This window comes from Ruegeria sp. HKCCA6837 (assembly GCF_013034475.1).
Classification (GTDB): Bacteria; Pseudomonadota; Alphaproteobacteria; order Rhodobacterales; family Rhodobacteraceae; genus Ruegeria.
Genome location: NZ_WQGD01000001.1, coordinates 684,586 through 710,891, shown reverse-complemented (window position 1 = coordinate 710,891; position 26,306 = coordinate 684,586). Strand labels below are relative to the sequence as shown.

Genomic DNA, 26,306 nt, shown 5'->3' with positions numbered 1-26,306 from the left:
GATCTGGCCTTTGTGCCATAAACGTCGGTGTGATTTGGTCGGGCTAGCAGGACTCGAACCTGCGACCTTCCGTCCCCCAGACGGACGCGCTACCAGGCTGCGCCATAGCCCGACGTTGGGGTGTTCATAAAGATTTTCCCGGCAGGGGCAAGAGGAAAACACTGCCTTTTTTCCTAACCCGTCGCCTGTGTCTCGACACGATCCAGCCAGTGGCGCAGGTCTTTTGCAATCGGGGCGATTCGGCGCAACAGGTCGTCGTCAAACTCTTCCCGGTTCCACGCCAACGAGGTGATTCCCCCCAAGATCGGAGAGGCGTCAAGCTGGGGCTCTGCAACCGGCTGCTGGTTGGCAGCTGGTGCCGCGTCGATCTGAGCATCTTCTTTTACCTTGGGCGCAGTTGTTTCGCCCAAATCCATATGAATCTGTTCGGTAACTGGTGCAGGTTTCGGTTCGAAAGGCACCACGGTGTCTTCAACGGGCGAGGATGGGGCCGGGGACGGGTCGTCCAAGGATTGCGAAAGCGACGCAACATGCGCCACGCCTTGCTCGCGCAGAATACGCTGAACACCTTTGATGGTGATTCCGTCTTCGTGGAGAAGCTTTTTGATCCCGCCAAGAAGCCGCATGTCATTGGGGCGATAATACCGGCGTCCACCCGCCCGTTTGACCGGCTTCACCTGCGTGAACCGGCTTTCCCAGAAACGCAGAACATGGGCCTGAACACCAAGCCAATCCGCAACTTCGCTGATCGTGCGAAACGCGTCGGGAGACTTGCTCATATCCGCGCGACCTCGGGGTTACTTGCGATTCCCGGCAGCGACGCGATCCTTCATCAGATGCGACGGGCGGAAAGTCAGCACGCGGCGCGGCTGAATTGGAACTTCTTCACCGGTTTTAGGATTGCGACCAACACGGGCGGTCTTGTCGCGTACACTGAACGTGCCGAAGGATGAAATCTTGACCTGCTCACCGCGCACCAGCGCGTCCGACATGTGGTTCAGAACGCTCTCAACCAGCTGTGCGCTTTCGTTTCGTGAAAGCCCAACCTCGCGAAAGACGGCTTCGCTCAGATCCATTCGAGTCAGTGTTTTATCGCCCATGCCATTTCCCCTGTTGATATCAAAGCATATGGGTATGGCAAATTCGCTGTCAATATCAATGAATTGCGGGCGGCTGTGTAAGCTGGTTTGCGCCGGTTACCAGCGCAGAACAACCGCGCCCCATGCCAAGCCGCCGCCAATAGCTTCGGTCACGATCAGGTCGCCAGGCTTGATCTGCCCACGCTGTTTGCCCACCGAAAGTGCCAGCGGAATCGATGCGGCCGAGGTGTTGCCATGATCCTGAACCGTCACCACGACGTTCTCCATAGGCAAGCCCATTTTCTTGGCGGTGCCCTGAATGATGCGGATATTGGCCTGATGCGGCACGATCCAGTCTACGTCCGAGTTGCCCAGACCCGCGCGTTCGAGCGCAGTTTCAGCAGTTTTTGTAAGTTTTTCAACAGCATGTCGGAACACTTGGTTGCCTTGCATACGCAAATGCCCTGTGGATTGCGTTGATACTCCGCCATCGACATACAGCAGATCCTTGTAGCGACCGTCCGAGTTCAGATCGGTTGCCAGAATGCCGCGATCTTCCGAAGTGCCGTTGCCTTCCTGAGCTTCCAACACCAACGCCCCGGCTCCGTCGCCGAACAGGACGCAGGTGGAGCGATCCGTCCAGTCCATGATCCGAGAGAACGTCTCGGCGCCGATAACCAGCACGCGTTTGGCCTGACCCGAAACAATCAGCGCATTCGCGTTGGAAAGTGCAAAAACGAATCCCGCGCAAACGGCTTGTACGTCAAAGGCAAACCCCTTGGTCATGCCAAGCCGGGCCTGAACCATGGTTGCCGCAGACGGGAAGGTCAGATCAGCTGTCGATGTCGCTACGACGATGGCGTCAATGTCATCCGCACTCAAATCGGCATCTGCCAAAGCCGCCTCGGCAGCTTTTGTCGCCAGATCCGAGGTCGTTTCACCCTCGGCTGCGAAATGGCGGCGTTCAATGCCCGATCGCGTTCGGATCCACTCGTCGGTTGTGTCCAGCGTTTTCTCAAACTCGGAATTGGGAACAATGCGTTCCGGCAAATAATGCCCGACACCTACTACAACTGAACGGCCTGCCATGTTGGGGTACTGCCTTTTTGATTATTTTTCGGTCTGCGGCGCAGCTTGCGCGGCATCTTGTGCAAGCTGGGCTGTGGATGCAACCCGCGCGGCCAATTTTTCGGAAAAGCCCGATTGCGCCAACGTAAAGGCCAGCTTGATTGCGGCCGACACACCGGTCGCATCTGCGCCACCATGAGATTTCACCACGGTGCCGTTCAGTCCCAGAAAAACACCGCCATTCACGCGTCGTGGATCGATGCGTTTTTTAAGGCGGTTCAGCGATGTGATGGCCAGGATAGACGCCAGCCGTGACAGCGGAGAATACTTAAAAGCCTGACGCAGCAGGTCGCCGATCAAGCTGGCTGTGCCTTCGCCGGTCTTGATTGCAACATTGCCTGTAAACCCATCCGTGACAATGACATCTGCCTTGTCACCGGGGATGTCGCTGCCTTCGACAAAGCCCACAAAATCGAAATTTGCCTGCTCTGCGAATTCAGTGATCATCGCATGCGCTTCTTTCAACTCGGCGCGACCCTTGTGCTCTTCGGTGCCGACATTCAGCAACCCGATCCGGGGCCGGGTCAGCGCCATGCCATTGCGCGCGTAAGAAGCGCCCATCAGGGCGTATTGCAGCAAATCCTTGGCGTCGGCGCGGACGTCTGCGCCCACGTCGAGCATCACGTTGAATCCCTGAGGGTTGCGCGAAGGCCACAGAATCGCAATTGCCGGGCGGTTCACACCCGGCAATTTGCGCAAGCGCATCATCGACAGCGCCATCAGCGCTCCGGTGTTGCCACAGGAAACCGCCCCATGTGCCTCACCCCGGCGCACGGCCTCAAGGGTGGACCACATCGAGGTCTGCTTGCCGTTGCGTACAACCTGGCTGGGCTTATCCGCCATCGTGACGACGTCTGGACAATCACGAAAAACGACGCGTCCTTCAAGGACACGCCGTTTGGCGACCAGCTTTCGCAGTACCTGTTCCGGGCCGTGCAGCAAAAACCCAATATCCGGGTTCTTATCGGCCGATTTCGCCAAGCCAGCAACAACAACTGCGGGACCCTCGTCCCCACCCATAGCGTCGACCGAAATGGTGATCCGTCCGGCGTGCGTGGGCTGTTCAGTCATGCCTTGGCCTGCGCTCAATCAGGCTTAGGCTGCGTCTTCGTCCAGGTCGATTTCGTCGGCCTGAGCGACGACTTCACGGTCGTCATAGTGGCCGCAAGATGCGCAAACGTGGTGGGGGCGCTTCAGCTCGCCGCAGTTCGGGCATTCGTTCGGGTTTGCAGCAACCAGAGCGTCGTGTGCGCGGCGGTTGTTGCGACGCGACTTGGAAACTTTGTTCTGTTGGACGGCCATGGTCTCAACCTTTGTCTACTGAGGGTCAGCAGATTCGCCGCCGACCGGGGTTTCATATTTCGTTTATCGTGGTTTGACGCGCGTTTAGGCGACCCGCCTCGCAATGTCCAACCCAAAATCCGATGAGCGCGCGAAAATACTGCGATTCTCCACATGTTCAAGCGATTTTTCTGACCGCCTGCTATGACAGGAAATCAGTTTGATGTCACTCGTCTTTTTTAAGTGCATCGCGCAATCCTGCCAATCCGGCAAACGGCTTGACGTCTTCGTCGGTCATTGGCTGTTTGCCCGGCTCTGTATAGCCGACCTGGCCTAGTTCCGCTCCATCCTTGCGCGGATATTGCGGCAGAGCCAGCGACAGCGCTTCGACCATGACCAGTGCCGGATCAATCTCGGGACCCAGCGGTTCGGATTCGTCATCTTCAGGGATCTCGAACTCGGGTTCATCAGGATCGGTCCAATCGGCCAGAAAGGTGCGATGAACCGGGACATCAATACGGGTTGTGACAGGGTCGAGGGTCACGACGCAGGGCTGGATGACAGTGGCCCCAAGCTTGCCGTTGAGAACCCAGTCGCGCTTGCCCTGCGCTCGGATCTCTCCGACAAAGCTGAGCTTGCGCAAACCCAGCAATCCCAGATCTTGCCGAATCTCGTCTAACGAAGCGGCAGAAGGGCGCAGATCGAACGGAGTTGGAGCGTTCTGAGGCAGATCGGCCACCCGAAGTGATGTAAGGTTGCTCATTTGTGAGCCTTTCTATGTGTTGAACCGTGGCAGCGGTTTCTGTAATCGGATAGAAGCCGCAGAAGGCCAAGGCAAGAGGGTGCGCATGTTGAAGGTAATGAACCGGTTGAAACCAGCGACGAAATCGCTTGTGTTTGTTGCCTGTCTGGCCGCGATCGGGGCCTGTACGCCAATCTTCAAGAATCACGGTTACGTGCCGCCGGCCGAGGATCTGGCCGAAATCAAAGTTGGTGTCGATACGCGCGACACCGTGGAAGAAGCCATCGGCGCTCCGGGCGCTTCGGGTGTGGTGAGGGATTCAGGCTTTTACTATGTCCGCTCGCGGGTGCGCCACTACGGCCCGAAACGGCCCGAGGTTGTATCACGCGAGTTGGTCGCCATCAGCTTTGACCAGCGTGGCGTCGTCAGCAATATCGAGCGCTTTGGCCTTGAAGACGGCCTGGTTATTCCATTGGAGCGCCGTGTGACCGATTCCAACGTTCAGGACAAAGGCTTCCTGCGACAGCTGCTTGGCAATATCGGCAACTTCAACCCGGCCAATATTCCGGGCGCCAACTAATTTTGTCTTCTGCAGTGTGCGGGTCACAAGACAGTCACATGTCTTGTGTTAGCGAGGTCACGACGACAACAATGGGTCAGCAACCGTGGAGGATGCGACCGTGGCGACAGCGGTACTGTTGAGCAAAGGGCGCTATCGCGCCCGATTGGCGCAATCGGCTGTGGATATCAACGCCGCGCAGGCGTTGCGTACATTTGCGTTTGGCACGCAACAATTAGACAGCGACGCATTCGACGGGCGGTGTTGCCACGTCTTGGTCGAGGACATGCGCGATGAAGAGCGGTTGGTGTGCTGTTTTAGGATGCTGATCATCGATCACGGGCGCGAGATCGGGCGCAGCTATTCGGCACAATTCTATGATCTCTCTGCGCTGGCTGGTTTCTCCGGTCGTATGGTCGAGATGGGCAGGTTTTGCGTCCACCCCTATTGTAACGACGCAGATATCCTGCGAGTCGCTTGGGGGGCGATGACGGCATATGTGGACCAAAATGGTGTTGAGATGCTGTTTGGTTGTTCCTCTTTTGCAGGAACCGAGACCGAGCACTATCTGGATGCTTTTGCCATGCTAAAAGACCGCCATCTGGCTCCTAAACGCTGGTTGCCGCGGGTGAAGGCTCCGGATGTGTTTCGCTTTGCTGCGCGTCTGCGGCGCAGACCGGATGTGAAACGGGCCATGTTACGGATGCCGCCCTTGTTGCGAACTTACCTGTTGATGGGCGGCTGGGTCAGTGATCACGCGGTTGTAGATCGGCACATGAACACGCTGCATGTGTTCACCGGGCTGGAGATTGGGGCGATTCCCCCGGCGCGGAAACGTTTGCTGAGGGCGGTGGTCGAATGATTCCGTATTTTTGACGAGAAGAAGCAGGGGCGTTGACGCGCCTGCCTAGCCGGTTTAGCTGGCGGGCATGGCGAGAATTCCTTTGTTGCAGATGTCCGGCATTTCCCTGACCTTCGGGGGCGATCCGGTGTTTTCCGACCTTGATTTGGTAGTCCAGCCCGGCGACCGCGTTGCCTTGGTGGGGCGAAACGGGTCTGGGAAGTCGACTCTGATGAAAGTGATGGCGGGTCTGGTCGAAGCCGATCAAGGTGAGATCGTTGTGCCGCCGGGAAAATCCGTGGGGTATATGGAGCAAGACCCAACCATGGAAGGGTTTGCGACGCTGGGGGATTATGCGTCCAGCGGTTTGGAACTGGGCGAATTGTACAAGGTTGAGCGCGCTGGCGAAGGGTTGAAATTTGACCCGTCTCGCCCTGTTGAGACGGCATCGGGTGGTGAACGGCGGCGGGCGGCCTTGGCCAAGTTGATGGCTGAAGCGCCGGATCTGATGTTGTTGGATGAACCGACCAACCATTTGGATATTGAAGCCATTGCTTGGCTTGAGCGCGAGCTTGGCGCAACACGCGCCGCCTTTGTGCTGATCTCGCACGACCGGGCCTTTTTACGGGCGTTGACGCGGGCAACGCTTTGGATCGATCGCGGCGCGGTGCGGCGGCAAGAGCAGGGCTTTGACGCTTTTGAGGTCTGGCGGGACAAGGTGTGGGAAGAAGAGGATCAGCAGCGTCACAAGCTTAACCGGTTGATCAAGTCTGAAGCCAAATGGGCGGTTGAGGGCATCAGCGCCCGACGCAAGCGCAATCAAGGCCGGGTTAGGGCACTGCAGGCTCTGCGCGCCGAAAAGGCTGCGCAGATCAAGCGTCAGGGTTCTGCTGCCATGACGCTGGAGGCCGGGCCGAAATCGGGTCGTAAAGTGATCGAGGCCAAAGGGCTGTTCAAAGGGTTTGACGACAAGCAGATCGTTCGGAGTTTTGATCTGCTGGTGCAGCGCGGTGATCGCGTGGCCTTTGTTGGGCCAAACGGGGTGGGTAAGACCACGCTGCTGAAGATGTTGTTGGGGCAGCTCCAGCCGGACGAAGGTACGGTGTCGCTGGGCACGAATCTTGAAATTGCAGTGTTTGATCAGACGCGTGTTCAACTGGATCCCGAGATGTCCCTTTGGGACAGCCTGACCGGCGACCCCGAAATGCGGGTGTCGGGTAAGGCCGATCAGGTGATGGTGGGCGGACAGCCCAAGCATGTCGTCGGCTACCTCAAGGAATTCCTGTTTGACGAACGGCAGGCAAGAGCGGCCGTTAAGTCTTTGTCTGGTGGTGAAAAAGCGCGGCTGTTGCTGGCGAAGCTGATGGCGAAATCCTCGAACCTTCTGGTGCTGGACGAACCGACCAACGATCTGGATGTCGAAACGCTGGACTTGTTGCAGGAGCTTCTGGACGATTACGACGGCACGGTTCTTTTGGTCAGCCATGACCGGGATTTTCTGGATCGGGTGGCCACGACGACCATTGCGATGGAGGGCAATGGTCGTGCCACGGTTTATGCCGGTGGGTGGTCGGATTACATCGCGCAACGGGGTGATGTGGTCGGAAAAAAAGAAGAGAAAGCAAAGGCCTCAAAGCCAAAGGTCAAGCAAGAGGCTAAGCCGAAGTCGGGTTTGTCTTTCTCGGAAAAGCACCGGTTGGACAAATTGCCTGACGAGATTGCGCGTCTTGAGGCCGAGATCGCCAAGCTGGAAGAACTGATGTCTGACCCCGAGCTGTTCACCCGTGAGCCTGTCAAGTTCCAGAAGGCCACCGAGGCGCTGGTTGAACGGCAGGAAAAGCTGTCGGCGGCCGAGGAAGAGTGGCTAATGCTCGAAGAAAAGTCTGAAAGCGCTTAGCGGTTCAGGCTTTTTGCTGGGTTTCCCACTACGGTCTCTCCGGCGGCAACGTCCTTGGTAACGACGCTGCCTGCGCCAATCGTGGCATTGTTGCCGATAGAGAGACCGGGCAACAGAATTGCGCCTCCGCCCACCCAAACATGCTTGCCAATTGTGACTGGTAAGCCGATTTCCAGTCCTTGGGCCCGCTCAGCCGGGTCTTTGGCATGTTGGGCGCAATAGATCTGGACATTGGGGCCAAACATCGTGTCGTCTCCGACCCGCACCAGGGCGCTGTCCAGAACGACGCAACCGGCGTTGAAATAAACCCGTTTGCTCAGATGGATGTTCATCCCATAGGCGCAATGAAACGGGGCTTCGAGGAAACAGTCTTCACCTACTTGACCTAGCAAGGCACGCAGCTCGGGTGCCATCGCGCCGCGTGCGTCGGGTGGGCTGGTGTTGTGCGCGTGAACCGCACCTCTTGCCCGTGCACGAAGTTCGTCCAGTTCTGGGTCCAGACAGCAATACCACTGTCCGGACTGCATTTTTTCACGTTCCGACATGCGACAGATTTAGCGCATGCGTAGGGCTCCGTCGATGCGGATCACCTCACCGTTCAGGTAACCCATCTCGACAATGAATGCGGCCAGCCGTCCGTATTCTTTCGGGTCCCCTAAACGGGCCGGGTTCGGGACGTCGGCGGCGAGTTGCTGCTGTACTTCTTCGGGCAGCCCCGCCAGCATCGGGGTCATGAAGATGCCCGGCGCGATGGTCATGACCCGAATGCCGGTCGAGGCCAGATCGCGGGCCATCGGCAGGGTCATGCCGACGACGCCGCCTTTGGATGCTGCATAGGCCGCCTGACCCTTTTGGCCGTCATATGCCGCGATAGAGGCCGTGTTGATGATCACGCCCCGCGCGCCGTCTGGTTCGGGGTCATTCTTTGCCATCTCGGCAGCGGCCAGACGTGAGACGTTGAACGTACCCACCAGATTGATGTCGATTGTGCGCTGGAAGGCGTCCAGAGGGTGGGGGCCTTCCTTGCCAACCGTCTTAATGCCATATGCGATGCCAGCGCAATTCACGGCTGCGGTGATCTTGCCCATCTTGGCCATGCCAAGACCTACAGCAGCGGCCACCGAATCCTCATCGGTCACATCCGTCTGCGCGAAATGCCCGCCGATCTCGGCGGCAACCTGTGTGCCGCGCTCTGCGTCGCGGTCCAAGATCGTGACCTGCGCACCCTCAGAGGCAAAATGGCGGGCCGTGGCTTCGCCGAGGCCGGAAGCGCCGCCGGTGACAAGTGCTGCTGTGGTGGACAGGTGCATGGTGAACTCCTCCCAGAGATATGAACACTTGTTCAATAACTGGTTCGCGGGTGCGGTGTCCATACCTTTGATGAAGACGCTGTCCATCCGGGCTGCGCTTCCGTTCCTGAAGACAAATTAATCCGGTCCTCACGAAAAAGCGCCTTTTCGTGAGCGAAGAGATTTGGACCGTCATGTGTTTTGTCGCCAGGAGGTGCCGATATGGTTACGAGTAAGAAACAAGCGCTGGGTGCGGTTTTTGTCGCGCCTGTTTTGGGATTGGTGATGATTGGCAGTGCATCTGCTGCACCGGAAGTCTGTACTGGAAAAACGGCCCGAAGCCTGGCCAATGCCGGGGATTACGCGGGGTTGTGTGACTGCGTTCAGGTGACGCCGAGTTTTCTGGAGAGGCTTCAGAGACGGTCGGATATTGAAACAACGCTGCAAGTTGTCGGGGCGCAATGTCCGGGGCTTGCCTCGCTTTTGACGGATTTGCCGACGGCAAGCCTGTCGGGGTTAAGCAATAATCGTGGTGAAAGCCGAGGGTCTGAACCGCTTGGTGAGGCGTTTGCGGATGCTGCAAATCCAGGATCGCCGGGCGGTGGAAACGGCGGTAACGGCGGCGGTGGAGATGGAGGCAACGGCGGCGGTGGAGACGGTGGCAACGGCGGCGGTGGAGACGGAGGCAACGGCGGCGGTGGAAACGGTGGCAACGGCGGCGGTGGAAACGGTGGCAACGGCGGCGGTGGAGACGGCGGCAACGGCGGCGGTGGAAACGGCGGCAACGGCGGCGGTGGAAATGGCGGCAACGGCGGCGGTGGAAACGGCGGCCCTGGTAACGGAAACGGCAACAACGGGAACCCCGGTAATGGCGGGGGGAACACCGGGGGCTCTGGGCCTGGCACTGGCAACGGTGGCGGCAACAATGGCCAGGGCAACGGTGCCCAAAACGGCGGTGGCGGAAACGGCAATGGCGGAAGGGGTCTCCGTTAAGCTCCGCCAGGTTCTTCAAAAAGAAACGGCCACCGTCAGGTGGCCGTTTCCGTTGTGTCTTAGGTGTATAGAAGCGGGCGAGCCATCAACCGAGCTGAACCAGCGCATGGCGTTTTTTGCCTGCGCTCAGCTTGATGGGCGATGACAGCGCGCCTGCGTCGATCATCATTCCCGCATCGGTCAGCGGCGCATCATCCAGCTTGGCCCCGTTCTCGGCGATCAGGCGCTTGGCCTCTTTGCCGGATTTTGCCAAACCCGATTTGACTATGATCTGCACGATGGAAATACCGTCACCCAACTCATCAGCGCTGAGGGTCAGTGTCGGCAGATCTCCACCTACGCCGCCTTTTTCGAACACTTCACGCGCGGTGGCTTCGGCATTGGCCGCAGCCTGCGCGCCATGCAGCAGGGTTGTGACCTCATTGGCCAGACGGATCTTGGCTTCATTGATCTCGGACCCGGCAAGCGCGCCCAGACGATCGCACTCATCCACCGGCAATTCAGTGTAGAGCTTCAGAAACCGGCCCACATCCGCGTCGGTTGTGTTGCGCCAGAACTGCCAGAACTCATAGGGCGAGCGCATCTCGGCGTTCAGCCAGACCGCACCGTCCTGAGACTTACCCATTTTCTTGCCGTCACTGGTGGTCAGCAGAGGCGAGGTCAGGCCATAGATCTCGTGATCCAGAACACGGCGGGTCAGGTCGATCCCGTTGACGATGTTGCCCCACTGGTCGCTGCCGCCCATTTGCAGAACACAGCCGTAACGGCGGTTCAGTTCCAGGAAGTCATAGGCCTGCAGGATCATGTAGTTAAACTCGAGGAAGCTCAGCGACTGCTCACGATCCAGCCGCGACTTCACAGATTCAAACGACAGCATCCGGTTGACCGAGAAATGGCGCCCGATATCGCGCAGAAAATCGAGGTAGTTCAGATCACCCAGCCACTCGGCATTGTTCAGCATAAGCGCCTTGTTCTCGGCGTCCGTGTCATAGTCGATATATGCGGCGAACACCTTCTTGATGCCCGAGATGTTCTCGTCGATCTGTTCGGGGCCCAGAAGGGGGCGTTCATCCGCGCGGAACGACGGATCGCCCACCTTGGTCGTCCCACCGCCCATCAGTGTGATCGGCTGGTGGCCGGTTTTCTGGAACCAGCGTAGCATCATGATCTGGATTAGGCTGCCCACATGCAACGACTTGGCCGTTGCATCAAAGCCGATATAGGCCGGTTTACACCCACTGATCAGCGCGTCGTCAAGGCCCTGATAATCGGTGCAATCGGCGAGAAAGCCGCGCTCGATCATCGTGGCGATGAAATCCGATTTGGGGTGGTAGGTCATATCGTGCCCTTTGGGTTAATGTTGCGGGGCACTGTATAGGCGGCAGCGCCGATGAGGAAAAGCCACGTTTTTTAATTGAGGGTGGGTGTCGATCCGGCCACGCGGTTAGCGAAAAATATGAACCGCTACATGAGAACGCTTGCGTTTTTGTGCAAACAAAAGGCAGTTTGACCGGGCTGCAACCCAGAGGTGTACTCAAGGACTCGGATGCGGCGAAGAAGACAGCCAGTTCAGGAGGCAGGCGTGAGCCAGACCATCAGCAAACACGGGGTGATCCGGGCACTGGGCGCGATGTCGGGCACCTCGATGGACGGGGTGGATGCCGCGATGGTCGAAACTGACGGCCACCAGATTATGGGGTTTGGACAAAGTAGCTATCGCGCTTATTCAGACGCAGAGCGAGACGTGCTGCGGGCAGCGCTGGGTCAGTGGCATGGGCCCGATGTCGATGCAGCGGCTGAGATGGTCACTTTTGCCCATGCCGAGGCACTGTCTGAATTCGAAGAGGTCGATCTTATCGGTTTTCACGGCCAGACCGTTGCGCATGAGCCGCGCGGGCGTGGAACCTTGCAGGTGGGTGACGGTCTGGGGCTGGCGCAGGCGCTGGGGCGTCCGGTGGTTTGGGATTTCCGCAGCGATGATGTGGCGATGGGGGGCGAGGGGGCTCCGCTAGCGCCGTTCTTTCATTTTGCCTGCGCCAAGTGGTTCGGCGCGGACCGACCCCTGTGTTTTCTGAACCTGGGTGGGGTCGGCAATCTGACCTATGTTGATCCGTCCTTTGACGGCCCCGAAGCGCCGGGCGCTTTGCTCGCCTTTGACACCGGGCCTGCAAACGCGCCTGTGGACGATCTGATGCAAGCCCGACTGGGGCTGCCCATGGATCGGGACGGGGCGCTTGCGCGGGATGGAACCGTCGAAATGGGCGCGTTGGAGCTGTTTCTGGCTGAGCCATACTTTGCTCGAATGCCACCCAAGTCTTTGGACCGGAATGATTTCGCGGAAATGATCGGTCTGGTGAAGGAATTGAACGATGCGGACGCCGTGGCGACCCTGACCGGGATGTGTGCCGCAGGTGTCGTGCAGGGGATGGAGCATTGTCCGAAACCTCCGTCCTGCGTGCTGGTCACTGGAGGTGGGCGCCACAATCCGGTTTTGATGGAGATGTTGCGCGTGTCGCTGGATTGTCCGGTCGAGCCGGTCGAGGCAGTGGGACTGGATGGTGATATGCTCGAGGCGCAGGCCTTTGCCTATCTGGCGGTGCGTGTGGCGCGCGGCCTGCCGACGTCGTGCCCCGGCACAACCGGCGTACAGGCGCTGGTTGGGGGTGGGGTTGTAAGTTCGGTTTCGATGGACGCTGTTGGCTAGCATCAGCCGAAAACAGTTCAAAATAACAACTTGTTGTGCGACGGTTGCCCCGGACCCACGGATCAAGGGCAAGGCATTATGGCGACCAAGGCAGAGCTTGAAGCTGAATTAGAGAAATTACGGAAGCGCAACGCAACGTTGGAAGTGCGGGTCAACCAAGACCCGGCCCCCAAGGAGCGAGATGAGCATACCAAATCATCGGATGAAATTCGAAAGCTTCTGGAAGAGCATGGGATCGACCTGAGTCAAGCACAGGCTTTGGGCGAGGATGTGGTCGAGGAATTTGGCCGCTTGCAAAAAGAATATCCGATCACAGCGTTACTGATTGCGTTCTCGCTGGGGTATGTCGTCGGGCGCGCGCAGGGTTAGGAGGTAAGCCATGAGCAGATTAAGCAGAAATCTGGTAACGATCTATCGGACAGAACGCCTGATTGCACGCCGTCGCTTGGCCGTGGTGCAGCAGCAGACGATATTATTTGGAATTGCGGGTATTGCTGCGCTGTTGGCCCTCGTGCTTTTGAACCTAGCGCTGTTCTTTGCCCTGCAAAGTACAATGTCGCCAGCTTCAGCTTCTGCGGTATTGGCGCTTGGCAATCTTGGTTTTGCGGGGCTGTTGGTTCTGATTGCACGCCGCAGCAGCGTTGAGGATGAAGTCGCGCCGGCGGTTGAGGTACGTGACATGGCAATCGCAGACATTGAGGATGAGTTGGAGGAGGTGGCGACTGAAGCGCGCGAAGTCGTGCAGGCGGTCAAAAGCATCGGCTCGAATCCATTGGGGTCGGCGACGACGGTTTTGGTGCCTCTGATCAGCATGTTGATCAAAAGCCGAAGCAACGAATAGGGGGCGCTGCCCCCGTCGCGCAAGCGCGCCTCCCCCGAGGTATTTGGGGCCAGATGAAGAGCGGATCTTATGAGCTGAGCGTGCGGGTGTAGTCTTTGGTGAACTCCGCATAGCCGTTGGACGTGGATTTCAGATGCGCGCGCATCCAGTGGTGCAGCGCGGGCAGGTGATGGAATGGCACATTGGGGAAGGAATGATGCTCGGCATGGTATGGCATGTTCCAGGCCAGAAACCGCAAGGCTCGGTTGGTGAAGGTCGTGCGGGAGTTCTCGAGCATGTTTGCCACTGGCGGGCAGAGGCCATGCTCGGCCAGCAGGTAAAGGCGTAAAACGGGTTGAGCGACCAGCACCGGAAGAAGCCAGACCCAGAACAGTATCGTACTGTAAGTCAGACTGATGAGCGTTAACGTATAGAGACCAAGCAGAATGCGGGCTTCGGCCTTCATTGCGTTTTGTTGGCGTTTCGGAAGGTAAGGCGCATCCAGGTGGCCGCGTGCGTTTTGAACCAGCACCTTAGCCATGCCGCTCCAATAGGTCCAACCGCTCAGGTAGATCAGCAGGTCAGACCAGTTATCGGGGCGCGGTTTTCCGTCCAGCTCCGGGTCGCGTTTGGGGTCGTTGGTCCATTTGTGGTGGGCCAGATGGAAGTATCGGAACCATGTAAAGGGCAGGGCAATTGGGACCGAGACCAGATGTCCGACCGCATCGTTTAGCCATCCTGTTCTAAAAGGGGTCTTATGGGTGCATTCGTGGCTGAGTGTAAAGAGAAACACCAACAGAATGCCTTGCGGCAGGATCAGCACCTGCCAGAACGGAACTTGCAAGACAATCCCGGTGCTGGTGGCTGCAAGCAAGACTGAATAGATCAACAGATGCCGAAGGCCCGCAGTGTTCGAGCGGCGTTGCAGGCGGTCTTTGGTCTCGGTGGGCAGAGAAGCAATCAGAGTTTTGTGGTCCATGATCGCATGGTTGCGCCCGGTATGTCACAGGTCAACCCTGAAGCGGCGCGATGGTGTGGGGGGCTTATCGGCAAACGGGCGGGCCCTTGCGTTGGGCGGTATCAAAGTGGAAATGGCCTGCGTGATAACGATCTGCATCCGGGCCTAGCACCGTGCTGAACACACCACAAGCACCGCTGTGCAGTTTGCGTAAAACCGCGCTTTGTGCCTCGTCCTTCCACCCGTCCTGCACAGTGATTTGCGTGCCGTCCTGTAACACAAAGGTCGAGATATCGATGGCGCGTCCTCGCGCATGTTGCGACAGGCGTGCGCGTGGCTGGTTGTTCTGGGTTTTGCAGGCATAGTGCCCCACAACCCGCATACCCTTGAGCCCGCCGCCCATATCGGCAAAGGCGGGTTTGGCGGTGTTTTCAATCCATGTTTTGAGCGTGACCGCCGTCTGGCAATCCATCAGTGAGAATTGGCTGAGCGCAACATCCGATATCCGGTAGACCCTGACCGGATTGGATATGCCACAGCCTCGTGCTTTGCTTTTTAGGGCCTTGCGTGTTTCCCCTAAAATTGTCCAGTCACCACATACCGCGCCGCGATTGCGCATCCTGTCGCGCCCCTGTTCCAGCTGCATAGTTGCGCAAGGGGGAAGGTCCTCGGGCGTCAATGCCGCGGGGGCGGCGTCGGCTGACGTGTCGGGCAGTGACAGATCAAGTTCGGCGTCAGGGTTGGCGCAGTCGATGCTGGCGCTTGTAAGCCCTGTACTTAAGCAGAGAAACAGAATTGTCAGACAGGCCTGCCTCATGTTTACTCGATACTCCGTTACACACGGTTACGGGTACAGGATGGGCAAAGCAGGGCCGTCTGTAAACTCAACTTTTCAGAGATTTACTTTGGTTGGGCTATTCCCTCGGGATGTCAAAGCCTGGCGCGGCCAACTCAAAACCTTGGAAATCAAAGCCGGGAGAGACCGTGCAACTGACCAAGGTGTAGTCGCCCGTGCTGCGTGCAGTCTGCCAATGGCCTTCAGGAACGATCAGCTGCGGCGCGCCTTTTAACAGGTCAGGGGTCAGCAGATGATCGATCGCAGGCCCTTTATCTGTTGCGCTCAGAGACAGGACCAGAGGTGCGCCTGCGTGGTAGAGCCAGATTTCAGTGGCGTCGACCCGGTGCCAGTGGCTGCTTTCACCGGCCTGCAACAAGAAATAGATGCAAGTGCCGGTCGGGCGGCCTGCGTTTTCGGCACGCCATGTTTCGGCATACCACCCGCCTTCGGGATGACGTTGCAGGTTCAGGTGGTCGATAATGTCTTGTGCGGTCATAAGTGCCCTCTTGGTTCGGCGCGATTATGCACGGGACGATACGATCCGCTATGGTATTCGTGCGCCTGAACAATATGTAATGCGATATGACCCTGACGATCCCATTTGATAACACCTATGCCCGCCTGCCGGATGCGTTTTTTGCGCGGCAGGCACCGGTTCCCGTCCGTGCGCCGCAGATGATTGCGTTCAACGATGATTTGGCAAAGTTGCTGCAGATCACCCCAGGAGATGTGCAGGACATGGCCCAGGCTTTTGCCGGCAATCGTCTGCCCGCAGGTGCAGAACCCATTGCGCAGCTGTATTCGGGGCATCAATTCGGACAGTATAACCCTCAATTGGGGGATGGGCGTGCGGTGTTGCTGGGCGAGACCGTGGGCACCGACGGTGTGCGCCGGGATATTCAGTTGAAAGGCTCGGGCCCCACGCCCTTTTCACGCCGAGGCGATGGTCGGGCGTGGCTGGGGCCGGTTCTGCGTGAATATGTGGTGTCCGAGGCGATGCACGCGCTGGGCATCCCGACCACACGTGCTCTGGCCGCTGTAGAAACAGGTGAGACGGTGTTTCGCGAGGGCCCGATGCCGGGGGCGGTGTTGACGCGCGTGGCCAGCAGCCATCTACGGGTGGGTACGTTTCAGGTTTTCGCCGCACGGGGACAACTGGACAGTTTGCGCCGACTGACGGAATACGCCATCGCGCGTCACTATCCTGAGGCCGACGGGCCGATGGGTCTGTTGCGGGCGGTGCGGGACGCACAGGCCAAGTTGATCGCGCAGTGGATGAGCGTGGGATTCATTCACGGTGTTATGAACACTGACAATTGCTCGATCGCGGGTGAGACGATTGACTATGGCCCTTGCGCTTTCATGGACACGTATCACCCCAACACGGTCTACAGCTCGATTGACCGGATGGGGCGCTATGCCTATTCGAACCAGCCCGACATTGCCGTGTGGAATCTGGCGCAGCTTGCGACGTCCTTGATCCAGCAGATGGATGACAAGGAGGCCGCTGTCGAAGAGGCGACTGAGATCGTTCATGCCATGCCAGAGCTTATGCAGCAGAATTGGTTGACCCTGTTCCGGGCTAAGATTGGTCTGACGACTGACGAAGAAGGTGATGTAAAGCTTGTGACGGATCTTCTGAAGCGGATGGCTGAAGGGCAGGCGGACTTCACCAACACTTTCCGGGCTTTGGGCAGCGATTCCGCGCGGGATCAATTTGTTGACCCGGCCAGCTATGACAGTTGGGCCCAGGGCTGGCGCGCGCGATTAGAGCGCGAAGCGCAACCGATGGACGTGATGGCCGCTTCTAACCCGGCGTTCATTCCGCGCAACCACCGTGTCGAACAAATGATCCAAGCTGCGGTGCAAGGGGATTACGCGACGTTCCATCGGCTGAATGCCGTCCTCGCTCGGCCTTACGATGATCAGGATGATGCCGCAGATTTGAGACGGCCCCCGGCCAAGAACGAGGTGGTGCACGCAACCTTCTGTGGGACGTGACCCATCTCGGGCCTTACTTTCGAACAATCTCCAATACTGCGGCGCTGACGATCAGCGCAGCGCCTAGAAACTCGCGCAGACCAAAGGGTTCTCCGGACAGTACGGCAGCCGAGGCTATGCCGACGACCACTTCGCTCATCAGCAGCAGGCCGACCCGCGATGGGGAAAGCTTTGTTGCTGGCCAAATCGTCATGTAGACCATGGGCAGGATGTAGAAGGCCGACAGCAGGGCGAACAGAAGCACGCGGATTGTCTCATGAGGTGCCACGGAAGGGATGTTCTGCTCGCCCAGCAATGGAAGGCTGAACAAGGACAGAATCAGCGCGCCGAATACAAAGGCAAAGACCTGCCCTGAAATTGAGATACGGCTGGCTCGGTAAAGGCCCAGCGTGCCCAGGGCCCAGCATATGCCTGAGGCTAACGCCAGCCAATCGCCTATGTTTTGCGGCCAGGGCACGAAACCCGCGCCGCCCAGAACAACAAAAAGGCCGCCCAACCCGCAGAAGAGACCGGCAAGACGCATAAGGTTGAGGCGTTCACCCAAAAACATGACGCCCAGAAGCGTGCCCCAAATGGGCGTGAGGTAGAACAGCAGGATCGACCGGATAACGTCAGTGTATACAAGACTGATGGAATACAGGCTGAACGCGGCACCCGTGAACATCCCGCTGAGCATCAGGTTTCGCCATTCGCGAACAAGTGTGTGTCGGTCGCTCCAAACAAATGGGAATAGAGCGATCAGGGCCGCGCAATACATGACAATCCCGGGCCAGGGGCCGGTCAGACCCTGATCCAGAAAGAACCGAACCGGGATCCAGTAGAGCCCCCATAGCGCGCCGCCCATGACCAGAACCAGGCTGGCGCGGGTGCTGTTGACCGGCTGTGTCTGATGCAGTTCCATTCAGCCCCTCAAGTTGCGGCGGTTTGGCCGTTCCACTGCAACCGGATAGAGCAGAGGATCAAAAGGAACAATCCTTTGGTGATCGCTTGCGGGTCGTTTGCCAATTAATCGTGCGATTGGCGTTGTTTCTTTCCGAGGCATTCGTTCTGTAACGGAACAGGGGGGTTGCGCGCTGCGCCAGAGGTGGCACATTGAGCGCAAGCCCATTGGTCAAGCCCTTATGAAACAATCTTCAACCCTACGTATCGCCAGCTATAACATTCAAAAATGCCTCGGGCTGGATTTCCGGCGTCAACCGCAGCGTATCCTGCAGGTCATCGAACACATGCGGGCCGACATCGTTGTGCTGCAAGAGGCAGACAAACGCCTGCCGCCGCGCCCGGCAGCCCTGCCGCATTTCATGCTGGACGAGGCGGGTTGGCAGATCGTCGATCTTGGCGGGGCCGGCAGCCTTGGGTGGCACGGTAATGCAGTCATATGGCGCGGGGATGGTATTTCCGTCCGTCAAAAAGGGCATCATGACTTGCCGGGGTTAGAGCCACGCGGCGCGGTCCGAGTCGAGTTCGATACTCAAATCGGGCCGTTGCGGGTGATGGGGATGCATCTTGGGTTGCTGCCCGCATCGCGGCGGCAGCAGATTTCGCACATCCGGCGCTTTGATGATGATCTGGCCAAGATGCCAACCGTCTGGGCCGGGGATTTCAACGAGTGGTCGCGGCAGCCGGTTCTGGACCATCTGGCCCCCGAGATGCGCTTTCTACCGCCCCGACCCAGCTTTCCCGCAGCGCAACCGCTTGGCGCGTTGGACCGGATCGCGCTGGGCGCAGGGGTGAAAGCCACCGCGCACGGAGTTCACGACGCGCGCCCGGCACATATCGCATCGGATCATCTGCCTGTCTGGGCCGATCTGACACGTGCTGCGTAAGAACAGCGGAAAAGCAGAAATCCCTGTGGCGCAAACTGCACAGACATACTAAGACAGATACCCGAGCAAGTCTGAGGGGCATCATGTCGGAAACGATTATTGGGCGTTGTGAGGCCAAGGGCCTGCGCATGACCGGTCAAAGAAGGATCATCGCGCAGGTGCTGGAACAAAGCGACGACCATCCGGATGTCGAAGAGCTCTATTCACGTGCTTCTGCCGTCGATAAAGGTATTTCGATTGCGACCGTATATCGGACGGTGAAACTGTTTGAAGAAGCGGGGATTCTGGAGCGTCTGGAATTCGGCGATGGCCGCGCACGGTACGAGGATGCCGAGCGTGACCATCATGATCACTTGATCGATATGCAATCGGGTGAGGTGATTGAATTCGTCGACCCTGAGATCGAAGCCCTTCAGGAAAAAATCGCGGCAAAGCTGGGGTACAAACTGAAAGGCCATCGGCTGGAGCTGTATGGCGTGCCGCTGGAACAGGATTAAATCATCACGAAACGCGATTGATCCCCTCACGTTAATTCATCACGCGTGACGGGAAATGTCTTGCCAGAGGCCATTGGTTGAGGTTGTTGTGCGCATAGGCACCCAAAGTGCTTTTTCCTGTGGACGCGCATATGAACAACGTTAACGGCATTCTGCTGCTCATTGGGTCGATGGCGGCCTTTGCACTTGAGGACATGTTCATCAAGGTTCTGTCGGTCTCGGTGCCGACAGGGCAGATTATGGTGTTCCTCGGCGTGGTCTGTACGCTCGTGTTTGCAGCTCTGTCAGTGGCCTCGCGCAAACGCGTCTTTGACCCGATGGCCTGGAAGCTATTGCCGTTGGCGCGCGCGGCAACCGAAGGGATCGGGGCAGTAACCTTTGTTACGGCGCTGTCTTTGATCGACCTTTCAACGGTCGCCGCCGTTTTTCAGGTCCTGCCGCTGGCTGTCACCATGGGGGCAGCCATGTTTTTGGGGGAACACGTCGGCTGGCGGCGTTGGAGCGCGATTGGCGTGGGTTTTATCGGCGTTCTGATGATCATTCGTCCCGGTTTCCAAGGGTTCCAGCCCGAGTCTCTTTTTGTGATTTTGTCCTTCCTGGCCATTGCTGCGCGCGATCTCATCACGCGTAAGCTGGATGCGCGAGTCGCCTCGACCGTTGTAGCGATGCAAGCGTTCATTGCAGTTGCGCTGGCTGGCGGGCTGTTGATGGCGATTTCCGGTGCATCTTTTGTGCCGCTTGAGGACGGGCAATCGCTAACGTATCTCGGGGCCGTAGGGTCCGGTGTGATTGGGTATTACGGCATTGTCACCGCGATGCGTGTCGGCGAAGCGTCGGCATTGATGCCGTTCCGCTACACGCGTCTGGTGTTCTCGATCGTTGCAGGAATGCTGGTTTTTGGGGAGCGGCCAGATGCGCTGACGCTTGCGGGCGCGACACTTATCATTGGGTCCGGACTTTATACCTTTGTTCGCGAGCGGCGTTTGGCAAACGAACTGGTTCCGGTCTAATTGTGTTGGCGCAAACAACAGGCTGTTAGCCCTAAAGGTCCGAAAATATGCCTGTTAGCGATAACGGAACCGGTTTACATTTGGGCCGGTGCTGCTATGACGCGTGCAACCGACTGCAGCCATAGGAACGGGCCTCATGAGCACCATTATCGACATCCACGCACGCGAAATTCTGGACAGCCGGGGCAACCCGACAGTTGAGGTTGACGTGATTCTGGAAGACGGCACCATGGGCCGTGCTGCCGTGCCGTCCGGGGCATCAACCGGTGCCTATGAGGCAGTGGAAAAGCGCGACGGCGACAAATCACGGTACATGGGCAAGGGTGTTCTGGAAGCCGTTGCCGCCGTGAACGGTGAGATCGCCGAAGAACTGGTAGGTTTCGACGCAACCGAACAGGTGGCCATCGATCAGGCGATGATCGAGTTGGACGGGACCGAAAACAAAGGCCGTCTCGGTGCAAATGCCATTCTGGGTGTTTCGTTGGCCACAGCCAAGGCCGCGGCCGATTTCACAACCCAGCCGCTGTATCGCTATGTGGGCGGCACCTCGGCCCGTGTTCTGCCGGTTCCAATGATGAACATCATCAACGGGGGCGAGCACGCGGATAACCCGATCGACATTCAGGAATTCATGATCATGCCGACCTCGGCCGCGAATATCCGCGAGGCGGTGCGCATGGGGTCCGAAGTGTTTCATACACTGAAGAAAGAGCTCTCTGCAGCTGGTCTGGCCACCGGTGTCGGTGATGAGGGTGGCTTTGCTCCGAACATCGCAAGCACCCGCGAAGCGCTGGATTTCATTCTGAAATCCATCGAAAAGGCGGGTTATAAGCCGGGTGAGGAAATCCATCTGGCGCTGGATTGCGCCGCGACTGAATACTTCAAAGACGGCAAATACGTTCTGGCGGGTGAGGGCACGACTCTGACCTCGGAAGAAAACGCCGCCTATCTGGCGGCGTTGGTCAACGACTATCCCATCATCTCGATCGAGGACGGCATGTCCGAAGATGACTGGGACGGCTGGAAAGCCCTTACCGACGCCATCGGTGACAAAGTACAGTTGGTGGGCGACGACCTGTTCGTGACCAACCCCGCACGTCTGGCCGAAGGGATCGAACGCGGCTGCGCCAACTCGATGCTGGTCAAGGTGAACCAGATCGGTTCGCTGACCGAGACTCTGCGCGCTGTCGAAATGGCCCACCGCGCGCGTTACACCAACGTCATGTCCCACCGTTCGGGCGAGACCGAGGATGCAACCATCGCCGATCTGGCCGTGGCAACCAATTGCGGTCAGATCAAAACTGGCTCGTTGGCGCGGTCGGACCGGTTGGCTAAGTACAACCAACTGATCCGTATCGAGGAATCGCTGGGCGAGGTCGCGGAATACGCGGGCGCGTCGATCCTTCGCAAATAACACATCTGATGCTAGGCTGACCCCCGGACACAATCCGGGGGCCACGTCTTGCTAAAGATCATTGAACCAGAAACGCCGGACCAGCTGAACGCGGTTCGGCGTTTGTGTTGGGACTATCGGGATTTCCTGCTGACCTTGGATGAAAAATCCGTTCAGATCGTTCAGACCTTTTATCCAAAGGAAAAATACGCCCGTTTGATGGACAACATCGAGGTGGATCACGCACCGCCAAATGGTGGGATCAAGTTGGCTGTGTTGGAAGGTGAGCCTATTGGTTGCGGCATGTTTCATACAATCGCGCCGGGCGTGGCCGAGATAAAGCGGGTGTATGTGACGGATGCGGCAAGGGGCTCTGGCGCGGGCCGTGCCATCATGCTGTCGCTGATTGAAACCTGCAGGGATCTTGGCTTTGACTATATCCGAATGGATACCGGAAAACCGCTGGAGGCAGCGACTCAATTATACCTGTCGTTGGGGTTTACCCTGCACGACGCATACTCTGAGATTCCAGAAATCGCACGGGACCACCTGATTTTTTTCGAGATGTCGCTTACGAAAATCAAAAAAACTAAAAATAACGATAGTTGAATTTAATCAGTGTTTTAGCAACCAAGATTGCCCTGATCTGTTTACGAGAACCCTGCTTTAGTAAAGTTATGTGTGAACTTGTTACTAACCAAGTTCATTCTGAATGCAGTAATCTCGTTTCATTGCAGAAAGGGGAGTACGATGTCTGTATCAAAATTCCTTCTGATAATCACCGCAGCGTCCATTACAGTTCTGTCCGCTTGTTCCGAGCCGGGGACATATCCGATAACCGGAGAACCAGTTTCAGCGAACGATCCGGTTCAGGACATGAATCCAGCCAATATCTTCAGAGGCGAGTCGCGCTAAAGCGCTTTGCTCATCAGCATGTATCTGTCACGCGGTTTGAATCCGGTGCGCAGGTACAGTTTCTGAGCGGCCTCGCTGGTGCGGTCGACTTCCAAGTGCAATGCCGTCAATCCTGCTCCAGCCAGAGCTTTGGGCAGATCTAGCAAAACCTCGGTCGCGATACCGCGGCCTCTGACGGCGGGACGGATATAGATTTCGTCCACGAAACCGTCCATGCCACCAAATTCGACCGACCAGCCGAAGGTCAAGATGATATAACCCAAAGGTGCACGCCCCGGTCCGATCAGATAGACACAGCCATGAGGGATGCCTTCCAGTAAGGGGGCAAGGGCATTTCGGGTTTTGTCGGCGTCCTGTTCTATTCGCGCTTCGGCGTGAAACGCAGTGACCAGCGCCATCAGGCGGTCCAGATCTTCGGGGCGCGCAAGGCGCAGAGCCGCGCTCATAGTCGGCCCAGCCTTTCTGTCAGTAGGTCAAAGAAGCCATCCGCATCGAGATCACCGATGAACAGGGCGTTTGGTGCGCGGTCGGTTACGCCCCACCAATCGGCGACGGTCATGCCCATGGTCAGTTCCGACCGGGTCTCAACCTCGACATTCACGTGGCGGCCCGAGAATAGCTCAGGCCGGATCAGATAAGCGGTCACGCAGGGGTCATGCAACGGTGCACCTGCGCTGCCGTATTTTTCCTTGTCGAAGCGCTCAAAAAAGTCGGTCATTTCAGCCACTGCAATGCCGACCTTGTTTCCCAATGCTCGGAACGCATCATTGCGGGGTTTGGTGACCAGCGCCTTATGCGTGACATCCAGGGGCATGACCACGATGGGCCTGCCGGATCGGAAAACGATATCAGCAGCTTCTGGATCGACGTGGATGTTGAATTCGGCTGTGGGTGTGATGTTGCCTACTTCGAAATAAGCGCCCCCCATCAGCACGATTTCCTGCACCCGATCGACGATGTCGGGGGCCTTGCGGAAGGCCATGGCGATGTTGGTCAGCGGCCCCAACGGGCAGAGTGTCACGGTGCCTGAGTCATGTTTGCGCAGTGTCTCGATGATGAAATCAACCGCATGTCCGTCTGCCAGCGGCATTTCAGGGTCCGGCAGAACGGGCCCGTCTAGCCCGGTTTTGCCGTGCACATGTTCTGCCGTGACCAAAGGGCGGATCAGGGGGCGATCACAACCCGCATAGACTGGAACACCCGTCTGCCCCGCTAGTTCGCAGACAATCCGTGCGTTCTTGGCAGTCAGCGACAAGGGCACATTCCCGGCGACGGCAGTAATACCCAGAACCTCGATCTCATCCGGACTGGCCAAGGCCAGCAGGATGGCGACGGCGTCGTCTTGTCCGGGGTCGGTATCGATGATGATTTTGCGCGGTGCCATTATGCCTCCGGGGTCTTGAAACGCGGACACTCGCAAGTGTCACCGCACTTGTCCAGCAGTTTCAGGCCCCGGTCGGCGCGTCCACCGGCGGGAGTTTGCCATTGGCGCGATGCTCCTCGGTTTTGACTTCGTCCCAAAGCGCATCCATCTCGGCAAGATCGCTTTGCGCGGGGGTTTTGCCCCGCTCGGCCAGACGGGCCTCGACCTGTTCAAAGCGGCGGGTGAACTTGGCATTGGTACGGCGCAGGGCGGCTTCGGGTTCGATACCCAGATGGCGACCCAGATTGACCATCACAAACAGAAGATCGCCGAATTCGTCCTCCAGCGCATCGGCGTCCATCTTGTCCCGCGCTTCTTCCAGTTCAGCCGCTTCTTCGGTGATCTTTGCCAACACATGGCTGGCATCGGGCCAGTCAAAGCCTACGCGTGCAGCGCGTTTTTGCAGTTTGTGCGCGCGCAGCAGGGCGGGCAGGTTCGCCGCGACACCGTCCAACGCGCCCTTTTGTTCCTTGCCTGCACGCTCGGCGGCCTTGATCGCTTCCCAATCCTTGGTCTGCTGATCGGCTGACTTATCGCGGGATTCGTCGCCAAATACGTGGGGATGACGGCTGACCATCTTGTCCGACATGGTGCGGACCACGTCTTGAAAGGTGAAATGCCCGGCCTCCTCAGCCATTTGCGCGTGAAAGACAGATTGGAACAGTAGATCGCCCAGTTCTCCTTTCAGCTCATCATAAGCCTCGCGCTCAATGGCGTCGGCGACTTCATACGCTTCTTCAATCGTATAGGGTGCGATGGTCGCGAAATCCTGTTCGATGTCCCATGGGCAACCGCTTTGCGGGTCGCGCAGGCGGCGCATGATTTCCAGTAACCGTTCGATACCAGCGTCGCTGTTGTGGATTAGAGGATTTTCGGCCATTGCGAACCCTTTCGTTCCGGTGTCAGATGCATCCATCCCGCAGTCCCGATCAGGAGTCCACCCCAGATGCCCGTCGTCAACCGAATTGCCGATTTCTCAGCCGATATGGCTGCGTGGCGTCAGCACTTGCACACGATCCCTGAACTGGAGTTCGAGTGCTATGAGACAGCCGCCTTTGTGGCCGAGCGTCTGCGCGAGTTCGGGGTGGATGAACTGCATGAAGGCATCGCCAAGACCGGAATGGTTGCGATCATCAACGGGCAGGGCGAGGGGCCGACCATCGGCCTGCGCGCGGATATGGATGCCCTGCCGATTCCAGAAGAAACAGGTGTCGAATATGCTTCGAAGAACCCAGGTAAGATGCACGCCTGCGGTCATGACGGCCACACCACGATGCTGTTGGGCGCGGCGCGCTATCTGGCCGAGACACGGAACTTCAGCGGTCGCGTGGCGCTGATCTTTCAGCCTGCCGAGGAAGAGGGCGGCGGTGCCGGCGTCATGGTCGAAGAAGGCATCATGGACCGGTTCGACATCTCGCAGGTTTACGGAATACACAACGACCCGGGAAACCCGGAAGGCGCTTTCTATACCACGGCGGGCCCGATTATGGCGGCGGTGGATTCGTTCGAGATTCATATACAGGGTGTCGGAGGGCATGGGGCGTTGCCGCATCTAACCAAAGACCCCGTTATGGCGGCCTGCGGTATTGCGCAGGCGATCCAGACCATTGTCAGCCGCAACCACTATGCAGTGGAAGATCTGGTGGTCTCGGTCACACAGATACACACGGGAACAGTTAACAACGTAATTCCGGACACTGCTTATCTGAACGGCACGGTGCGCACCTTTGACCCGTCCGTGCAGAAGATGGTCATGGAGCGGATGGAGCAGATCGTTCAGGGGCAGGCCGCGTCTTACGGGGTTGAGGCGCGGTTGGATTTTCAGGTTGGGTATCCCGCGACGATCAATGATGTCGAAAAAACCGCTTTTGCTGCCGATGTTGCGCGCGAAGTCTCTGGGCCTGAACGCGTGGTCGACACTATGGGGCGCGATATGGGAGCCGAGGATTTTTCGTACATGCTTAAGGAACGACCGGGTGCGTATCTGTTCTTGGGGCAAGGCGATGGTGCAGGGCTGCACCATCCCAAGTACAACTTTAACGACGATATAGCGCCTATCGGCGCGTCCTTTTTCGCACGCATCGTGGAAAAGGCGCAGCCGTTGGGTTGATG

General features: G+C 58.0%; 30 protein-coding genes and 1 tRNA gene. 14 read left to right on the top strand and 17 right to left on the bottom strand.

The genetic code is table 11. From position 1 onward, the window contains the following. Positions 1-35: 35 nt before the first annotated feature. The 7 genes from GOV91_RS03515 to GOV91_RS03485 form a co-directional block, all read right to left on the bottom strand. Positions 36-112, bottom strand: a tRNA-Pro gene (locus GOV91_RS03515). Between the two features lie 61 nt (positions 113-173). Further along, a complete protein-coding gene (locus GOV91_RS03510; protein WP_171234440.1) occupies positions 174-779 on the bottom strand; it encodes a MerR family transcriptional regulator in 606 nt (201 codons plus the stop codon). Positions 780-797: 18 nt separating this feature from the next. Further along, the gene (ihfA, locus tag GOV91_RS03505; protein ID WP_152458234.1) at positions 798-1,100 is read right to left on the bottom strand and encodes an integration host factor subunit alpha; all 303 of its coding nucleotides are present in this window, start codon (positions 1,098-1,100) and stop codon (positions 798-800) included. Between the two features lie 96 nt (positions 1,101-1,196). Then, positions 1,197-2,168 carry a beta-ketoacyl-ACP synthase III gene (locus GOV91_RS03500; RefSeq protein ID WP_171090537.1) on the bottom strand — a complete coding sequence of 324 codons (972 nt, stop codon included), beginning with the start codon at positions 2,166-2,168 and terminating at the stop codon, positions 1,197-1,199. A gap of 21 nt (positions 2,169-2,189) precedes the next feature. Next, on the bottom strand, positions 2,190-3,278 hold the full coding sequence (plsX, locus tag GOV91_RS03495) for a phosphate acyltransferase PlsX (RefSeq protein WP_171234439.1): 1,089 nt from the start codon (positions 3,276-3,278) through the stop codon (positions 2,190-2,192). 24 nt (positions 3,279-3,302) lie between these two features. Continuing rightward, the gene (gene rpmF, locus GOV91_RS03490; protein WP_008756996.1) at positions 3,303-3,509 is read right to left on the bottom strand and encodes a 50S ribosomal protein L32; all 207 of its coding nucleotides are present in this window, start codon (positions 3,507-3,509) and stop codon (positions 3,303-3,305) included. A gap of 205 nt (positions 3,510-3,714) precedes the next feature. Beyond that, positions 3,715-4,251, bottom strand: coding sequence for a DUF177 domain-containing protein (locus tag GOV91_RS03485; protein ID WP_171234438.1), 537 nt, complete (start codon positions 4,249-4,251; stop codon positions 3,715-3,717). Between the two features lie 85 nt (positions 4,252-4,336). Between GOV91_RS03485 and GOV91_RS03480 the strand changes: the two genes are divergently transcribed. From GOV91_RS03480 to GOV91_RS03470, 3 genes are all read left to right on the top strand, one after another. Further along, the gene (locus GOV91_RS03480) at positions 4,337-4,810 is read left to right on the top strand and encodes an outer membrane protein assembly factor BamE (RefSeq protein WP_171179795.1); all 474 of its coding nucleotides are present in this window, start codon (positions 4,337-4,339) and stop codon (positions 4,808-4,810) included. 100 nt (positions 4,811-4,910) lie between these two features. Then, positions 4,911-5,651, top strand: coding sequence for a GNAT family N-acyltransferase (locus GOV91_RS03475; RefSeq protein WP_171234437.1), 741 nt, complete (start codon positions 4,911-4,913; stop codon positions 5,649-5,651). A gap of 67 nt (positions 5,652-5,718) precedes the next feature. Next, a complete protein-coding gene (locus GOV91_RS03470) occupies positions 5,719-7,527 on the top strand; it encodes an ABC-F family ATP-binding cassette domain-containing protein (RefSeq protein WP_254440585.1) in 1,809 nt (602 codons plus the stop codon). On the opposite strand, the gene GOV91_RS03465 is transcribed toward GOV91_RS03470, so the two are convergent. Both GOV91_RS03465 and GOV91_RS03460 read right to left on the bottom strand, forming a co-directional pair. Continuing rightward, positions 7,524-8,054: a sugar O-acetyltransferase gene (locus tag GOV91_RS03465; RefSeq protein WP_254440584.1), complete on the bottom strand. Its 531-nt coding sequence runs from the start codon at positions 8,052-8,054 to the stop codon at positions 7,524-7,526. The genes GOV91_RS03470 and GOV91_RS03465 overlap by 4 nt on opposite strands. Before the next feature lie 27 nt (positions 8,055-8,081). Continuing rightward, positions 8,082-8,837, bottom strand: coding sequence for a 3-hydroxyacyl-CoA dehydrogenase (locus GOV91_RS03460; RefSeq protein WP_171234435.1), 756 nt, complete (start codon positions 8,835-8,837; stop codon positions 8,082-8,084). A gap of 201 nt (positions 8,838-9,038) precedes the next feature. On the opposite strand from GOV91_RS03460, the gene GOV91_RS03455 reads away from it, so the two are divergent. Next, positions 9,039-9,809: a hypothetical protein gene (locus tag GOV91_RS03455; protein ID WP_171233997.1), complete on the top strand. Its 771-nt coding sequence runs from the start codon at positions 9,039-9,041 to the stop codon at positions 9,807-9,809. 85 nt (positions 9,810-9,894) lie between these two features. On the opposite strand, the gene tyrS is transcribed toward GOV91_RS03455, so the two are convergent. After that, entirely contained in the window at positions 9,895-11,148 is a 1,254-nt protein-coding gene (tyrS, locus tag GOV91_RS03450; RefSeq protein WP_171234434.1) for a tyrosine--tRNA ligase, read from the bottom strand. Between the two features lie 243 nt (positions 11,149-11,391). Between tyrS and GOV91_RS03445 the strand changes: the two genes are divergently transcribed. From GOV91_RS03445 to GOV91_RS03435, 3 genes are all read left to right on the top strand, one after another. Continuing rightward, a complete protein-coding gene (locus GOV91_RS03445) occupies positions 11,392-12,513 on the top strand; it encodes an anhydro-N-acetylmuramic acid kinase (RefSeq protein ID WP_348540094.1) in 1,122 nt (373 codons plus the stop codon). Positions 12,514-12,591: 78 nt separating this feature from the next. Next, a complete protein-coding gene (locus GOV91_RS03440; protein WP_171179807.1) occupies positions 12,592-12,882 on the top strand; it encodes a hypothetical protein in 291 nt (96 codons plus the stop codon). 10 nt (positions 12,883-12,892) lie between these two features. After that, positions 12,893-13,354, top strand: a complete 462-nt coding sequence (locus tag GOV91_RS03435; RefSeq protein ID WP_171179809.1) for a hypothetical protein — start codon at positions 12,893-12,895, stop codon at positions 13,352-13,354. A 67-nt stretch (positions 13,355-13,421) separates the two neighbouring features. Here GOV91_RS03435 and GOV91_RS03430 read toward each other — a convergent pair whose 3' ends face one another. The 3 genes from GOV91_RS03430 to GOV91_RS03420 form a co-directional block, all read right to left on the bottom strand. Next, positions 13,422-14,312 (bottom strand): fatty acid desaturase, encoded by an 891-nt coding sequence (locus tag GOV91_RS03430; RefSeq protein WP_171234432.1) that lies wholly within the window; start codon positions 14,310-14,312, stop codon positions 13,422-13,424. A gap of 64 nt (positions 14,313-14,376) precedes the next feature. Then, a complete protein-coding gene (locus tag GOV91_RS03425; RefSeq protein ID WP_171234431.1) occupies positions 14,377-15,108 on the bottom strand; it encodes an extensin family protein in 732 nt (243 codons plus the stop codon). 97 nt (positions 15,109-15,205) lie between these two features. Continuing rightward, a complete protein-coding gene (locus GOV91_RS03420) occupies positions 15,206-15,625 on the bottom strand; it encodes a cupin domain-containing protein (protein ID WP_171234430.1) in 420 nt (139 codons plus the stop codon). Between the two features lie 86 nt (positions 15,626-15,711). On the opposite strand from GOV91_RS03420, the gene GOV91_RS03415 reads away from it, so the two are divergent. Continuing rightward, positions 15,712-17,130 carry a YdiU family protein gene (locus tag GOV91_RS03415; protein WP_171234429.1) on the top strand — a complete coding sequence of 473 codons (1,419 nt, stop codon included), beginning with the start codon at positions 15,712-15,714 and terminating at the stop codon, positions 17,128-17,130. A 13-nt stretch (positions 17,131-17,143) separates the two neighbouring features. On the opposite strand, the gene GOV91_RS03410 is transcribed toward GOV91_RS03415, so the two are convergent. Then, a complete protein-coding gene (locus tag GOV91_RS03410; RefSeq protein ID WP_171234428.1) occupies positions 17,144-18,031 on the bottom strand; it encodes a DMT family transporter in 888 nt (295 codons plus the stop codon). A 220-nt stretch (positions 18,032-18,251) separates the two neighbouring features. On the opposite strand from GOV91_RS03410, the gene GOV91_RS03405 reads away from it, so the two are divergent. The 5 genes from GOV91_RS03405 (at position 18,252) to GOV91_RS03385 (ending at position 22,465) form a co-directional block, all read left to right on the top strand. After that, positions 18,252-18,956, top strand: coding sequence for an endonuclease/exonuclease/phosphatase family protein (locus GOV91_RS03405; protein WP_171179822.1), 705 nt, complete (start codon positions 18,252-18,254; stop codon positions 18,954-18,956). Positions 18,957-19,039: 83 nt separating this feature from the next. Beyond that, positions 19,040-19,453 carry a Fur family transcriptional regulator gene (locus GOV91_RS03400; RefSeq protein WP_050602224.1) on the top strand — a complete coding sequence of 138 codons (414 nt, stop codon included), beginning with the start codon at positions 19,040-19,042 and terminating at the stop codon, positions 19,451-19,453. A gap of 131 nt (positions 19,454-19,584) precedes the next feature. Continuing rightward, positions 19,585-20,463, top strand: coding sequence for a DMT family transporter (locus GOV91_RS03395; protein WP_171234427.1), 879 nt, complete (start codon positions 19,585-19,587; stop codon positions 20,461-20,463). Between the two features lie 136 nt (positions 20,464-20,599). Next, entirely contained in the window at positions 20,600-21,877 is a 1,278-nt protein-coding gene (eno, locus tag GOV91_RS03390) for a phosphopyruvate hydratase (protein ID WP_171234426.1), read from the top strand. Positions 21,878-21,925: 48 nt separating this feature from the next. Next, on the top strand, positions 21,926-22,465 hold the full coding sequence (locus GOV91_RS03385) for a GNAT family N-acetyltransferase (protein WP_171234425.1): 540 nt from the start codon (positions 21,926-21,928) through the stop codon (positions 22,463-22,465). A 302-nt stretch (positions 22,466-22,767) separates the two neighbouring features. Here GOV91_RS03385 and GOV91_RS03380 read toward each other — a convergent pair whose 3' ends face one another. The 3 genes from GOV91_RS03380 to mazG form a co-directional block, all read right to left on the bottom strand. Further along, positions 22,768-23,217, bottom strand: a complete 450-nt coding sequence (locus tag GOV91_RS03380) for a GNAT family N-acetyltransferase (RefSeq protein WP_171179832.1) — start codon at positions 23,215-23,217, stop codon at positions 22,768-22,770. Next, positions 23,214-24,155, bottom strand: coding sequence for a nucleoside hydrolase (locus tag GOV91_RS03375; protein WP_171234424.1), 942 nt, complete (start codon positions 24,153-24,155; stop codon positions 23,214-23,216). The genes GOV91_RS03380 and GOV91_RS03375 overlap by 4 nt, the downstream gene beginning before the upstream one ends. 61 nt (positions 24,156-24,216) lie before the next feature. Beyond that, a complete protein-coding gene (gene mazG / locus GOV91_RS03370; protein WP_171234579.1) occupies positions 24,217-25,074 on the bottom strand; it encodes a nucleoside triphosphate pyrophosphohydrolase in 858 nt (285 codons plus the stop codon). Positions 25,075-25,140: 66 nt separating this feature from the next. Between mazG and GOV91_RS03365 the strand changes: the two genes are divergently transcribed. Then, entirely contained in the window at positions 25,141-26,304 is a 1,164-nt protein-coding gene (locus GOV91_RS03365) for a M20 aminoacylase family protein (protein ID WP_171234423.1), read from the top strand. Positions 26,305-26,306: the final 2 nt, after the last annotated feature.

Excerpts from the sequence above, each read along its gene's own strand:
- rpmF (WP_008756996.1), bottom strand. The coding sequence starts at position 3,509 with ATGGCCGTCCAACAGAACAAAGTTTCCAAGTCGCGTCGCAACAACCGC.
- GOV91_RS03510 (WP_171234440.1), bottom strand. The coding sequence starts at position 779 with ATGAGCAAGTCTCCCGACGCGTTTCGCACGATCAGCGAAGTTGCGGAT.
- GOV91_RS03380 (WP_171179832.1), bottom strand. The coding sequence starts at position 23,217 with ATGAGCGCGGCTCTGCGCCTTGCGCGCCCCGAAGATCTGGACCGCCTG.
- GOV91_RS03410 (WP_171234428.1), bottom strand. The coding sequence starts at position 18,031 with ATGGAACTGCATCAGACACAGCCGGTCAACAGCACCCGCGCCAGCCTG.
- GOV91_RS03485 (WP_171234438.1), bottom strand. The coding sequence starts at position 4,251 with ATGAGCAACCTTACATCACTTCGGGTGGCCGATCTGCCTCAGAACGCT.
- GOV91_RS03480 (WP_171179795.1), top strand. The coding sequence starts at position 4,337 with ATGTTGAAGGTAATGAACCGGTTGAAACCAGCGACGAAATCGCTTGTG.
- GOV91_RS03440 (WP_171179807.1), top strand. The coding sequence starts at position 12,592 with ATGGCGACCAAGGCAGAGCTTGAAGCTGAATTAGAGAAATTACGGAAG.
- GOV91_RS03430 (WP_171234432.1), bottom strand. The coding sequence starts at position 14,312 with ATGGACCACAAAACTCTGATTGCTTCTCTGCCCACCGAGACCAAAGAC.
- tyrS (WP_171234434.1), bottom strand. The coding sequence starts at position 11,148 with ATGACCTACCACCCCAAATCGGATTTCATCGCCACGATGATCGAGCGC.
- GOV91_RS03415 (WP_171234429.1), top strand. The coding sequence starts at position 15,712 with ATGACCCTGACGATCCCATTTGATAACACCTATGCCCGCCTGCCGGAT.
- GOV91_RS03375 (WP_171234424.1), bottom strand. The coding sequence starts at position 24,155 with ATGGCACCGCGCAAAATCATCATCGATACCGACCCCGGACAAGACGAC.
- plsX (WP_171234439.1), bottom strand. The coding sequence starts at position 3,278 with ATGACTGAACAGCCCACGCACGCCGGACGGATCACCATTTCGGTCGAC.
- GOV91_RS03435 (WP_171179809.1), top strand. The coding sequence starts at position 12,893 with ATGAGCAGATTAAGCAGAAATCTGGTAACGATCTATCGGACAGAACGC.
- GOV91_RS03395 (WP_171234427.1), top strand. The coding sequence starts at position 19,585 with ATGAACAACGTTAACGGCATTCTGCTGCTCATTGGGTCGATGGCGGCC.
- GOV91_RS03470 (WP_254440585.1), top strand. The coding sequence starts at position 5,719 with ATGGCGAGAATTCCTTTGTTGCAGATGTCCGGCATTTCCCTGACCTTC.
- GOV91_RS03500 (WP_171090537.1), bottom strand. The coding sequence starts at position 2,168 with ATGGCAGGCCGTTCAGTTGTAGTAGGTGTCGGGCATTATTTGCCGGAA.
- eno (WP_171234426.1), top strand. The coding sequence starts at position 20,600 with ATGAGCACCATTATCGACATCCACGCACGCGAAATTCTGGACAGCCGG.
- GOV91_RS03465 (WP_254440584.1), bottom strand. The coding sequence starts at position 8,054 with ATGCAGTCCGGACAGTGGTATTGCTGTCTGGACCCAGAACTGGACGAA.
- GOV91_RS03460 (WP_171234435.1), bottom strand. The coding sequence starts at position 8,837 with ATGCACCTGTCCACCACAGCAGCACTTGTCACCGGCGGCGCTTCCGGC.
- GOV91_RS03400 (WP_050602224.1), top strand. The coding sequence starts at position 19,040 with ATGTCGGAAACGATTATTGGGCGTTGTGAGGCCAAGGGCCTGCGCATG.
- GOV91_RS03405 (WP_171179822.1), top strand. The coding sequence starts at position 18,252 with ATGAAACAATCTTCAACCCTACGTATCGCCAGCTATAACATTCAAAAA.
- GOV91_RS03365 (WP_171234423.1), top strand. The coding sequence starts at position 25,141 with ATGCCCGTCGTCAACCGAATTGCCGATTTCTCAGCCGATATGGCTGCG.
- GOV91_RS03420 (WP_171234430.1), bottom strand. The coding sequence starts at position 15,625 with ATGACCGCACAAGACATTATCGACCACCTGAACCTGCAACGTCATCCC.
- GOV91_RS03455 (WP_171233997.1), top strand. The coding sequence starts at position 9,039 with ATGGTTACGAGTAAGAAACAAGCGCTGGGTGCGGTTTTTGTCGCGCCT.
- GOV91_RS03425 (WP_171234431.1), bottom strand. The coding sequence starts at position 15,108 with ATGAGGCAGGCCTGTCTGACAATTCTGTTTCTCTGCTTAAGTACAGGG.
- mazG (WP_171234579.1), bottom strand. The coding sequence starts at position 25,074 with ATGGCCGAAAATCCTCTAATCCACAACAGCGACGCTGGTATCGAACGG.
- ihfA (WP_152458234.1), bottom strand. The coding sequence starts at position 1,100 with ATGGGCGATAAAACACTGACTCGAATGGATCTGAGCGAAGCCGTCTTT.